7 protein-coding genes are annotated in these 12,099 nt (G+C 70.9%); all 7 read left to right on the top strand.

Annotated features, from left to right (window positions below; all coding sequences use genetic code 11):
* Positions 1–2 precede the first annotated feature (2 nt).
* Complete coding sequence (locus tag ACQPZO_RS20060; protein ID WP_433343068.1) at positions 3–1,256, top strand: 6-phospho-beta-glucosidase; 1,254 nt, start codon at positions 3–5, stop codon at positions 1,254–1,256.
* Positions 1,253–2,227 (top strand): N-acetylglucosamine kinase, encoded by a 975-nt coding sequence (locus tag ACQPZO_RS20055; protein WP_433343066.1) that lies wholly within the window; start codon positions 1,253–1,255, stop codon positions 2,225–2,227. The genes ACQPZO_RS20060 and ACQPZO_RS20055 overlap by 4 nt, the downstream gene beginning before the upstream one ends.
* 222 nt (positions 2,228–2,449) lie before the next feature.
* Positions 2,450–4,696 carry a PQQ-dependent sugar dehydrogenase gene (locus ACQPZO_RS20050; protein WP_433343064.1) on the top strand — a complete coding sequence of 749 codons (2,247 nt, stop codon included), beginning with the start codon at positions 2,450–2,452 and terminating at the stop codon, positions 4,694–4,696.
* 332 nt (positions 4,697–5,028) lie between these two features.
* Entirely contained in the window at positions 5,029–6,768 is a 1,740-nt protein-coding gene (locus tag ACQPZO_RS20045; RefSeq protein ID WP_433343063.1) for a discoidin domain-containing protein, read from the top strand.
* Entirely contained in the window at positions 6,768–7,973 is a 1,206-nt protein-coding gene (locus tag ACQPZO_RS20040) for an MFS transporter (protein ID WP_433343061.1), read from the top strand. Before ACQPZO_RS20045 ends, ACQPZO_RS20040 begins: the two co-directional genes overlap by 1 nt.
* Positions 7,970–8,947, top strand: a complete 978-nt coding sequence (locus ACQPZO_RS20035) for a TolB family protein (protein ID WP_433343059.1) — start codon at positions 7,970–7,972, stop codon at positions 8,945–8,947. The genes ACQPZO_RS20040 and ACQPZO_RS20035 overlap by 4 nt, the downstream gene beginning before the upstream one ends.
* Before the next feature lie 283 nt (positions 8,948–9,230).
* Positions 9,231–11,984, top strand: coding sequence for an AAA family ATPase (locus tag ACQPZO_RS20030; protein WP_433343058.1), 2,754 nt, complete (start codon positions 9,231–9,233; stop codon positions 11,982–11,984).
* Positions 11,985–12,099: the final 115 nt, after the last annotated feature.

Genomic DNA, 12,099 nt, shown 5'->3' with positions numbered 1-12,099 from the left:
CCATGAAGATCGCCGTGGTCGGCGGAGGTTCGACCTACACCCCCGAGCTGATAGACGGGTTCGCCCGCCTCGACGGGGCCGTCACCGAGATAGCGCTGATCGATCCGGCAGCCGACCGGCTGCCGATCGTCGGCGGGTTCGCGCAGCGGATCTTCCGCCGCCACGGACACCCCGGGCGGATCACCTGGACCACCGACCTCGACACCGGGCTCACCGACGCCGACGTCGTCATCATCCAACTGCGGGTCGGCGGGCAGCGCGCGCGGATCAGCGACGAGACGTTCCCGCTCGAATGCGGCTGCGTCGGGCAGGAGACCACCGGAGCAGGCGGTCTCGCCAAGGCCCTGCGCACCGTTCCCGTCGTGCTCGACGTCGCCGAACGCGCACGCCGCCACGCCGCACCCGGAGCGTGGATCGTCAACTTCACCAACCCGACCGGCATCGTCACCCGCGCCCTGCTCGACGCCGGGCACCGGGCCGTCGGCTTGTGCAACGTCGCCATCGGCTTCCAGCGGCGCTTCGCCGCGCTGCTCGGCGTGGCACCCGGGCAGGTGACCCTCGACCACGTCGGCCTGAACCACCTGACCTGGGAACGGGGCGTCCACGTCGACGGCGTCGACCGGTTGCCCGAGCTGCTGTCGGCGCACCTGGACGAGATCGCAGGCGAGGTGAACCTGCCCCCGGCGATCCTGGCCACACTCGGCGCGGTGCCGTCGTACTACCTGCGCTACTTCTACGCCCACGACCAGGTCGTCGAACAGGAACGCGGCGCACCGACCCGGGGCGAGCAGGTCGCCGAACTGGAAGGTGCCCTGCTGTCCATGTACGCCGACCCCACCCGCGACACCAAACCCGACCTGCTCGCCAAGCGCGGCGGCGCGTACTACTCCGAGGCCGCCGTCGGGCTCATCGGCTCGCTGCGCAGCGGCGACGGCACCACACACTCGGTCAACGTGCGCAACAACGCAACCCTGCCGTTCCTGCCCGACGACGCCGTCATCGAGGTCAGCTGCCGGGTCGACGCCGACGGCGTGGCGCCGCTGCCGGTCCGGGCCGTCGGCCCCCACATCTCCGGTCTCATCTCCCACGTCAGCGGGTACGAGGAACTGGCCGTGCACGCCGCCGTGGCCGGTGGACGGCAGCGGGTCTACCAGGCGCTGCTGGCACATCCACTGGTCGGCCAGCACGACCTCGCCGAGGGCCTCACCGACCGGCTTCTCGCCTTGAACGCCGCGCACCTGAGGTGGGCCGCATGATCGGCGAAAGGACCGTGGTCGCGGTCGACGGCGGCAACTCCAAGACCGACGTCATCATCGCCACCGGCGCCGGAGCCGTGCTCGGGCGCGCCCGGGGACCGGCGTCCTCGCCGCATCTGATCGGCGTGCCCGGCACCATCGGCCTGCTCGGCCGGCTCATCGCGCAGGCCAAGCAGCACGCGGGGCTCGGCACGGCCGCGGTGTTCGACCGGGCCGAGGTCTACCTCGCCGGCGCGGATCTGCCCACCGAGGTGCGGATCCTGACCGAGGCAGTGACTGCGGCCGGGTGGGCACACCAGAACCGGGTCGACAACGACACCTTCGCTCTGATCCGCGCCGGCACCGACGCCGAACGCGCGATCGCGGTCGTGTGCGGCGCCGGGATCAACTGCGTCGGCCGCGACGCCGACGGGCGAACCGCACGGTTCCCCGCCCTCGGGATGCTCACCGGAGACTGGGGCGGCGGGCACGACCTGGCCTCCCTGGCGCTGTGGCACGCGGCACGCGGTGAGGACGGCCGCGGGCCGGCCACCCGGCTGACCGAGGCGGTCATCGACCACTTCCGGGTGGCCACGGTCGAGGACCTCGGCATCGCCGTGCACCTCGGCGAGGTCGCCCCCGCCCGCGTCGACGAGCTCACCCCGGTCCTGTTCGCCGTCGCGACCGGCGGGGACCAGGTGGCCCGTCGCATCGTGGCCAAACAGGCAACGGAGGTGCTGTCCCTGGCCCGGGTCGCCGCCGAGCGGCTGGGCATGCGCGAGGAACGGCTGGCTCTCGTGCTGGGCGGAAGCGTGCTCGCCGCCCGGCACCCGCTGCTGCACCAGTCGATCGTGGAGGGAGTGTTGGCCGCGCTGCCCCGCGCCGAGGTGGTGGTGTCGGCGCAGGCTCCGGTCGTCGGCGCCGCCCTGGCCGGCCTCGACGCTCTGGGTGCCACGATGGACGCGAAGTCCGCGTTGAGGACCGCCGTCTAGCCGGCTGTCCGCGCCTTCCCGGGGCCCGTCGAGCAGAGACGGGTTCCGGCGTGCCAAGTGATCCTCCGAGTGTCGAGCACCCGGGCTGACACTGCCCCGCATGGCGGCACTCAAATATTGACCGGTATGCATGGTCAGCCGTAGCATCAGCGACTGTAAGTCAGTTTGACTATCTTTCGCCCTCCGGGAGAAAGGCACGCAATGGTACGAACCAGAGCGGGCATGAGACTCATCGCCGCGCTCGGCACGGAAATCCTCATCGTCGGGTCGGCCCTCATGGCGACTCCCGCCCATGCCGCACCCATCCGCTACGAGGCCGACATCGCCGTCAACGGCAGCGTCGCGGCGGCGGCGCCGTTCGGCAGCACCTCCGACTGGGACACCTGGGCCGACAAGACCGTCACCGCCCCGGTCGGCGCCGGCAGCAACACCGTCCGGGTCACCTCCACCTCGGCAGCCGGCACCGCCAACCTCGACCACCTTGAATTCGAGGTCGCCGGAGCGCCGGCCTTCACCGACTACCAGGCGGAGAACGCCGTCATCGCTCAGGGCGCGGTCGAGTCGAACCACGCCGGTTACACCGGCACCGGCTTCGTCAACACGACCAACGCGGCGGGGGCGTACGTGGAGTGGACGGTGACCGCGGCCGCCGCGGGCACCGCGCAGCTGGCGTTCCGCTACGCCAACTCCGGCGGGGCGAACCGGCCGGGGGACATCGCGGTCAACGGCAACCTCGTCGGCAACCAGCCGTTCCCGGCGACCACCGCCTGGACCGACTGGGCGGACGTCACGGTCAGCACGACGCTGGCCGCGGGAGCCAACACCGTGCGGCTGACCGCCACCGGCGCGCTCGGCCTGGGCAACATCGACCGGCTGCGCGTCACCGGGCAGAGCGACTCGCAGGCGCCCAGCACACCGGGCACCCCGAGCTGTTCCGCCGTCACCTCCACCAGCATGACGCTGAACTGGGGCGCGTCCACCGACGACGTCGGGGTGGCGGGATACGACATCTACCACGACGGCAACCTGCTGAGTCAGACGACGGGCACGGGCACCTCGCGGAACCTGACCGGCCTCTCGCCGAACACGGAGTACCGCCTGTCGGTGTTCGCCCGGGACGCGGCCGGCAACGTCTCGCTGTCCAGCGCGCAGGCGATCTGCTCCACCCTGGCCAGTTCCGACACCCAGGCGCCGACCGCCCCGGCGAACCTGGCCTACTCGAATCTGAGCGGCAGCAGCGTCACGCTCACCTGGACGGCGTCCACGGACAACGTCGGGGTCACTGCGTACGACGTGCGCACCGGGACGACCGTCATCAAGTCGGTCATCGGCACGCCCCCGGCGGCGACCACCTCCGTCACCGGGCTCGCCTGCAACACGGCGTACGGGCTGAATGTCGTCGCCCGAGACGGCGCAGGCAACACGTCCGGGCAGAGCAACACGGTGTCTTTCACGACCGCGACCTGCAGCGGCGGCGTGCCGTCAGGGATCACGCAGATCTCCACCGGCTGGACGATTCCCTGGGGCACGTACTTCATGCCCGACGGGCAGACCGCCCTCGTCACCGAGCGGGACGACAAGGTCACCTCCGGCCAGTTCAAGGTCTTCAAGGCGACGCTGTCCGGTGTGCGGACCCAGGTCGGGACCGTCCCGAACGTCGTCACCACCGCCGGTGAGGGAGGCCTGCTCGGCGTCGCCGTGGACCCCGGCTGGGCGTCCAACCACTACGTCTACTTCATGCACACCGCTTCGGAGGGCAACCGGGTCGCCCGGATGACCTACGACGGCAGCACCCTGACCGGGTACACCACGATCCTTTCCGGGATCGCCAAGAACCGCTACCACAACGGTGGCCGCCTGGCCTTCGGGCCGGACGGGTACCTCTACGTCTCCACCGGTGACGGGCAGACCAGCAGCCGGGCCCAGGACCTCAACTCGCTCAACGGCAAGATCCTGCGAATCACGCCGACCGGTGCCGCGGCGCCGGGCAACCCGTTCGGTACCCGGGTCTACAGCTACGGCCACCGCAATCCGCAGGGCCTGGCGTTCGACTCGCAGGGCCGGCTCTGGGAGGCCGAGTTCGGCAACAGCATGTACGACGAACTCAACCTCATCAAGCCGGGCAAGAACTACGGCTGGCCGACCTGCGAGGGCACCTGCGGCGTCGCGGGCATGGAGAACCCGAAGCGACAATGGTCGGTGTCGACCGCCTCGCCCAGCGGTATCGCGATCGTCCGCGACGTCGTCTACATGGCGACGCTGCGCGGCGAGCAGATGTGGCGCATCCCGCTGCTCAGCGGCGAGACCACGGGCACTCCGACGGCGTACTACACGGGCACGTACGGACGCCTACGCACGGTCACCAAGGTGCCCGGCTCCGACCAGCTCTGGCTCAGCACCACCAACTGCGACAACAACGGCGGGGCCGCGAACGGCGCCGACCGCATCCTGCGCATCACCATCAGCTAGCGAAGTGCCGCTCCGCACGGGTCCCTGCTCCGATCCGTGCGGAGCGCACCCGCACGGCGTCGCGGGCTCGACGTCACCGCATCGCCGACGGCGCCGGCCATCGACTGGACCGTCGGCGATGCAAACAGCGGTGACCACTGAACGCTCCGAGCCCATGCCGACGGGGGCGCGACCGAAAAGGCAAATTGTCTTCCTAACCTCTTGACATCGAAATGCGTAATTGAAAACCTCTCCCCAAGCGGCTTGGCGCGGCTCCGGAACACCCTCGGACGTGACGCGCTTCAGTGAACAACTGCCCCCGGCCGGTTGAACTCCCTCCCCAAGGAGGCACCGTGCGCTGGAAGAGAAAGCTACCCACCCTCGCTGTAGCCAGCACCATGCTGGTGGCTACGGCACTGATCGTCATCGTCGACCGGGCCGACGCCGCCGACGTGCTCCTGTCCCACAACCGGCCCGCCACCTCCTCGTCGACCGAAAGCAGCGAATACGGTCCGGAGAACGCCGTCGACGGCAGCGCCACGAGCCGCTGGGCCAGCGTCGAAGGATCGGATCCGCAGTGGCTCCGCGTCGACCTCGGCTCGTCCGTCGCGATCAACCGGGTCAAGCTGACCTGGGAGGACGCGTACGGCTCGGCGTACCGGCTGGAGACCTCTCCGGACGGGACCGCCTGGACCACCGTCAAGACCGTGACCGGCGCGGACGGCGGGACCGACGACCACACCGGCCTCAGCGCGAACGGACGGTACCTGCGCGTCTACGGCACCGCCCGCAGCACGTCCTACGGCTACTCGCTCTGGGAACTGGAGGTCTATGGCCCGGACGGTACCCCTGATCCCGGTGGCACCGACCACCAGGCCGAGAACGCCACGCTCTCCCAGGCTGCCGTCCTCAGCAACCATGCCGGATACACCGGTACCGGGTTCGTCGACTACACCAACGTCGTCGGTGGCTACATCGAATGGACCGTGACCGCGGCGGCGGCCGGCAGCCGGCCGGGCACCTTCCGTTACGCCAACGGCACCACCTCGGGACGGCCGCTGAGCATCGCGGTCAACGGCGCCACCGTGACGTCCGGGCTCGCCTTCAACCCCACCGGTAGCTGGAGCACCTGGACCGACCAGACGATCAACGTGCCACTCCGGGCCGGCGCCAACACGATCCGGGCGACCGCCACCACGGCGACCGGCGGCCCCAACATGGACAAGCTCACCCTGGGCACGGCACCGACCGCCTCGCCCACCGTGTCTCCTTCGCCCAGCCCGACCGGTGGGACCACCTTCACGGTCGCCGCCGCAGGTGACATCGCCGACCAGTGCACCGCGAGCTCCAGCTCCTGCCAACACCCGAAGACGGCCGCGCTCGTCACGGCCATGAACCCCGAGTTCGTCATCACCATGGGCGACAACCAGTACGACGACGCCCGCCTGTCGGACTTCCAGAACTACTTCGACAAGACCTGGGGCAAGTTCAAGTCGAAGATCCGGCCCGCGCCGGGCAACCACGAGACATACGACCCGGCCGGTGAGTACGCCGGCTACAAGTCCTACTTCGGGTCGATCGCCTACCCGCAGGGCAAGAACTACTACAGCTTCAACCACGGCAACTGGCACTTCATCGTCCTCAACTCCAACAGCCTCGACGACGCCGCGCAGATCTCCTGGCTGCGGGCCGACCTCGCCGCGAACACCAAGGGCTGCATCGCCGCGTCCTGGCACCACCCGCTGTACAGCTCTGGCGACCACGGCAACGACCCGGTGAGCAGGCCGATCTGGCAGATGCTCTACAACGAGGGCGCGGACCTGGTCCTCAACGGCCACGACCACCACTACGAGCGGTTCGGCCCGCAGGACCCCGACGGCGACGCCGACCCGAACGGCATGGTCGAACTGCTCGGCGGGATGGCCGGCGCGCCGCCCTACCCGATCGTCAACGTGCAGCCCAACAGCCTCAAGCGGCTGTCCGGGACGTACGGCGTCATCAAGCTGACGTTGACCGACAGCACCTTCTCCTCGCAGCTGATCGGGACCGACGGCGCGGTAAAGGACACGAGCCCGACCTACACCTGCCACTGATGTACATCACCGCCAACCGTCCGCCGGGACGGGCGCTGCTGCGCTCCGTCCCGGCGAACGTCCTCGCCCTCGGCATGGTCAGCATGGTCACCGACATCTCCGCCGAGATGGTCACCGCCGTCCTGCCGCTCTACCTCGTGCTCGCGCTCGGGCTCAACCCGTTGCAGATCGGCGTGCTCGACGGCCTCCACTTCGGGGTGACCGCACTGGTCCGCCTCGCCGGCGCGCACGCCTCCGACCGCTGGCGCCACCGCAAACTCGTCGCCGCGAGCGGCTACGGCCTCTCCGCCCTGGCCAAACTCGGTCTGCTGCTGGCCGGGACCTCGGTCGGCGCCCTCAGCGCCGTGATCACCGCGGACCGGGCCGGCAAGGGACTGCGGACGGCCCCGCGGGACGCGATGATCTCGTTGTCCACCCCGCCGGACCGGCTGGGGCAGGCGTTCGGCGTGCACCGGGCCATGGACACGCTCGGGGCCTTCCTCGGCCCGCTCGCCGCGTTCGGGGTGCTCGCCGCCACCGGCGGGTCCTACGACGCCGTATTCATGACCTCCTTCTGCGTCGCGGCGCTCGGGCTGGTGCTGCTCGCGCTCTACGTCCGCGACCCGCGCACCACTCTCGCGGCCGAGCCACCGCGGATCGGGACGGCCGTGCGCGCCATCGTCGGCGATCCCGCGTTCCGGCGGATCTGCGCCGTCGCCGTCCTGCTCAGCCTGGTGACGGTCAGTGACCTCTTCGTCTACCTGCTGCTGCAGAAACAGCTCGCGATGACGCCCGGCCTGTTCCCGCTGCTGCCGCTCGGCACGGCCGCGGTGTACCTGCTGCTCGCCGTGCCCCTCGGGCGCCTGGCCGACCGGCGGGGCCGCGTCGGGGTCTTCCTCGGCGGGCACGTCGCCCTCCTCGCCGCCTACCTGCTGCTCGCGGGTACGGCGACCGGCATCGCGCTGCTGATCGCGGTCCTCGTGCTGCACGGCACGTTCTACGCGGCCACGGACGGCGTCCTGATGTCCGCCGCCGGACCGTTGCTGCCCGAGGCCCTGCTTACCAGCGGGATGGCCGTGCTCCAGACCGCGCAGGCGCTCGCGCGGCTGGGTTCGTCGGTCGCCTTCGGCGCGCTCTGGACCGCCTGGGACGCCCGGACCGGCCTGCTCGTGATGGCGGGCGGGCTCGCGTTCTCCCTACTCGCCGCCCGGAAGGTGATCCTGTGAAACGTGCCCTGGTCCTCGCCGCGTCGATTGTGGCGCTCGCCGCGGTCGCGATCACCTATGCCGTGCTGGCCGCGGCCGATCCGTCGCCGGCCGGGGCGGCTCTCGACACCACCCGCTCGGGGCAGTTGCTGTTTCTCGACGCAGGCGCCCGGGTCGCGGCCGTGCCGTCGGACGACCCGGGCGCAGCCCGCACCGTCGGCGACCTGAGCTGCCGGCGTTTCCACTCCTCCGGCGGGACGGCGGTCTGCCTGACGGCCGAGGTGCGCGGCGGCCTGCCCCGGACGAGCGCGCTGATTCTCGACAGCGAGCTGCGCGAGACGAACCGCCTCAACCTCGCAGGCGTCCCGAGCCGGGCCAGGGTCTCGCCCAGCGGCAGAATGGTGGCCTGGACGGTCTTCGTCACCGGCGAGTCCTACAACGCCACCGGCTTCTCCACCTGGACCGGGATCCTCGACACCAGGACTGGCTATCCGATCGTCAACATCGAGACGATCCCGCTCTACATCGACGGCAGGCGCCACCACGCCGCGGACGTGAACTTCTGGGGCGTCACGTTTGCCGCCGACGACAACCGCTTCTACGCGACGGTCTCCACGCAGGGCCGGACCTACCTGGTCGAAGGTGACTACGCCAAGTGGGAGGCGCGAACGTTGCGGGGCAATGTGGAATGCCCGTCGCTCTCGCCGGACGGGACCCGGCTCGCGTTCAAGAAGCGGGTCTCGCCGTCGGCCGCAGAGCCATGGCGGCTGCACGTGCTGGACCTGGTCACGATGCGCGAGGCTCCGCTGGCGGAGACCGCCAGCGTTGACGACCAAGCGCAGTGGCTGTCCGACAGCGAGGTCGCCTACGCGAGACCCGGCGCAGCGGGCAGCTCGGACATCTGGGCCGTTCCCGCCGACGGCTCAGGAAACCCCCGGCTGCTCGTTCCCGCCGCGTCCTCACCCAGCATGCCGATCCGCGTCGACGGGCCGTAGGCCGCGCCGGCTCTGTTGCATCGGCGGATCGGTGGACCCGCCGAGCCGCGTCGGCGGCACTGGTCAGATCGCTCGTGCCAGTTCGCCGCAGCACCGGGTCGGCAGGACCGGACGGATCAGTCCGGTCCTGTGCGCGCCCCGGTGGAGCACCGGCTCGCCGGGGCTACGTCCCCGAGTCGCTCCTCTCCGGGGTCACCGCACCTGAGCGCTTCCTCCTTCCGATCAGCGCAGGTTGCTTTCGCGTAAAATTCCTGGCCAGGTCTGGTGTGTTGTCATCGCCGCGATGACACTGTCCGTCGTGAACGCCGTCAGCGCTGTGTCAGTGCCGGCCAGCTCAGTGGCCGGTGCTCTCATCGAACGGGCCGACCTGCTCGCCCGGCTCGATGCGTGCGCGGCCGACGGCAGCAGTGTCCTGCTGTATGGGCCACCTGGTGTCGGCCGGACCGCCTTGCTGGACGAACTTGCCCGGCGGGCGGTGGCCGGCGGCGCCCTGGTCCTGCGGAGCGCGTCTGTCGCGGGGGAAGTGCAACTGCCCTACCTCGCCCTCATCGACCTGCTGGACGATGTCGTTGCCGAGGTCGAGGGCCTGCTGCCGGAACATTTCCGGCTTGCGTTGCGGATGGCCATGCTCCGCGACCTGCCGCCGCCGGACGCTCCCGTGGATCCCCTCGCCGTACGCATGGCGGTGGTGGAGGCGTTGCGGTGCCTCGCGGCGTCCAGGCCGCTGCTCGTCCTGCTCGACGACATCCAGTGGCTGGACGAGGCGAGTTGCCGTGTCCTCGAGTTCGCGCTCCGCCGGATGGCCGGGCGCCAGATCATGGTGGTGGCCGCCGAGCGTACGGACGAGGCCCCGGCCGGTGACATCCTGTGCCTGCCGAACACGGTCGATCTGCGGGTGGGCGGGCTCTCGGAGGCGGGCGTCGCGCGGCTTCTCGCGCAGCGGTCGGGCAAGGACGTCACCGGGCTCGTGCTGCGCCGGGTCTTCCAGGCGACCGGCGGTAACCCGCTGCTCGCGATCGAGCTCAGCCGTGCCTGCCAGGACGATCCGGTCGAGGACTGGGCCGATGACCCGTCCCGGCCGCTCACCGTGTCGCGGCGGCTGCGCGGGCTTGTCGCCAGCGCATTGTCCGAGGTGCCGCCGGCGGCGTGCCATGCCCTGCTGTTGCTGTCCGCAGCCCGTCACGCGACCGAGTTGCCCGCCGCCGCGCTGCAGACGCTGCGTCATGCCGTCGGCGGGCGGATCGTTCGCTGGGGGCCCGACGGTCGCCCACGGTTCGCCCAGCCAATGCTGGGCGAGATCGTCTACGCGGACGCCGTCCCCGATGCCCGTCGCAGAGCCCACCGGGCCCTGGCCCGCCTGGCCACGGACCCGGTCGAACAGGCACGCCACCTCGCTCACGCTGCCCCGGCCCCCACCGCCGCCATAGGCGAGACCCTCGTGCGGGCCGCGGAAACGGCACTGCAGCGCGCCGCACCCGGTACCGCCGCGGAACTGCTCCGGCTCGCGGCCCGGCACACGCCCGGCGACTCCACGACCAGCGCACTTCGCCTGCTCGCCGCAGCCCAGCACGCCGCAGCGGCCGGCCAGGTGGACTTCGCCCTCACCTGCGCCAAGCAGCTGCTCGACGCCCCGGCCGCCGACGTCCGCGTCAGGGCACGGCTGCTGACGGCCCGTGTCCTCAGCCACAACCACCCCGACAAACCAGCGCTGATCGCCGCTGCCCTGCGCGAGACGGACGCGTCAGACGCCGCGATCTGCTCGACTCACGTGGAGGCCGCAGTCCACGCCCTCCAATACGGAAACTTGGCCGAATCCCATGCCTGCCTCGACCGGGCGCAGGAACACGTCGCGGGAGATGACCAGGGCCGGCTGGAGATCCTGGCTTTGCGGGCCTACCTCCACCTGCTGACCGCCTCACCCGAATCGACGGCGATGTTCGAGGAGGGACGCCAGCTCAGCGTCTCCAGCCCCGTCGACGGTGCGGCCGTCCAGGTCCGGCGCGGCCTTGCCACCGCGTACCTGCGCAGCGGCCACACGCGGCAGGCCATGGCGGAGATCGAGCTCCTGCGGGCGGAATTAGAGCGGTCAGGGCGTGCGGACGCGGCGTGCGACATCCTCCACATCGCCGCGACCATCCACGAGCGGGCGGGGCACTGCGCCAAGGCACAGCTCCTATATCTCGCGGCCGCGGACATGTTCCCGCTGACCGAGACCGGGGTGCGGCTCGCCGACGTGTTCGCCGCCGCCGCCGAACTCAACACCGGCTCCGCCGGACACGCCGTCACCCTGATCGAGGAGGCGATCGGGTCGATCGAGGCGGTCGGGGACCTCGCGTGGCTGAGCTACGCCCACTGCCTTCGGGGCCGAGCCCACCTGATCGAAGGCGACACCACCCAGGCCGTACAGCATCTGGGACTGGCCGCGTCCCTCCTGCGGGAACTGCGCTTCCACGATCCAGCGCTGCTGCTGCTGGACGCGGACCTGGCGGAAGCCCTCGCCCTGACCGGGCAGACGGAGGAGTCCTGCGCGGTCATCGTCGAGGCCCGGGAGCGGGCCGAACGGCACGAGCGCCACGTCGTCGTTCTGGGACTCGACCGGGCTGACGCCGTCCTGACAGCGGTCAGCGACCCACGGCGGGCGGCTGACCAGCTGCGCGCCGCATTGCCGCAGTCGCATCCCTACCCGCTGGAGGTGGCCCGCTCCCAGCTCGTCCTCGGGAAGCTCGAGCACCGCAACCGCCGCCGGGCCTCCGCACGGACGGACCTGCGGGCAGCAGGCGACGCCTTCCGGCACGCCGGCTGCACACCGTGGCTGAGCGTCGCTGAAACCGCGCTCCGGGCGGTGGACCCTGCGGAAACCGTCCTGTCCACGATCCAGCAGGAGATCGTCGACCTGGCCTGCGCCGGTCTGACCAACCGGCAGATGGCCAACCGGCTCCACCTCTCGGTGAAGGCCGTCGAGGCTCACCTCACCCGCATCTACCGTCGGCACGGGGTGAGCGGGCGCCTCGCCCTGGTCCAGTTCTACGGCGACTGAAGCCACGGGCGGGCGGCGGACCCAGCTGTCGCCCCGTCCGTAGCGGAGGCAGGCGACCCTGCCTGCCTCCGTATGTCGCGCTCTGGGACCAGCGGGACCGGGGGATCGGCCTGGC

The sequence above is a fragment of the Micromonospora sp. CA-111912 genome, from assembly GCF_050948415.1.
Lineage (GTDB): Bacteria > Actinomycetota > Actinomycetes > Mycobacteriales > Micromonosporaceae > Micromonospora.
The sequence above is the reverse complement of the archived record's forward strand: the minus strand, read 5'-3'. Positions and strand labels throughout refer to the sequence as shown.

Excerpts from the sequence above, each read along its gene's own strand:
- ACQPZO_RS20030 (WP_433343058.1), top strand. The coding sequence starts at position 9,231 with ATGACACTGTCCGTCGTGAACGCCGTCAGCGCTGTGTCAGTGCCGGCC.
- ACQPZO_RS20060 (WP_433343068.1), top strand. The coding sequence starts at position 3 with ATGAAGATCGCCGTGGTCGGCGGAGGTTCGACCTACACCCCCGAGCTG.
- ACQPZO_RS20040 (WP_433343061.1), top strand. The coding sequence starts at position 6,768 with ATGTACATCACCGCCAACCGTCCGCCGGGACGGGCGCTGCTGCGCTCC.
- ACQPZO_RS20055 (WP_433343066.1), top strand. The coding sequence starts at position 1,253 with ATGATCGGCGAAAGGACCGTGGTCGCGGTCGACGGCGGCAACTCCAAG.
- ACQPZO_RS20050 (WP_433343064.1), top strand. The coding sequence starts at position 2,450 with ATGAGACTCATCGCCGCGCTCGGCACGGAAATCCTCATCGTCGGGTCG.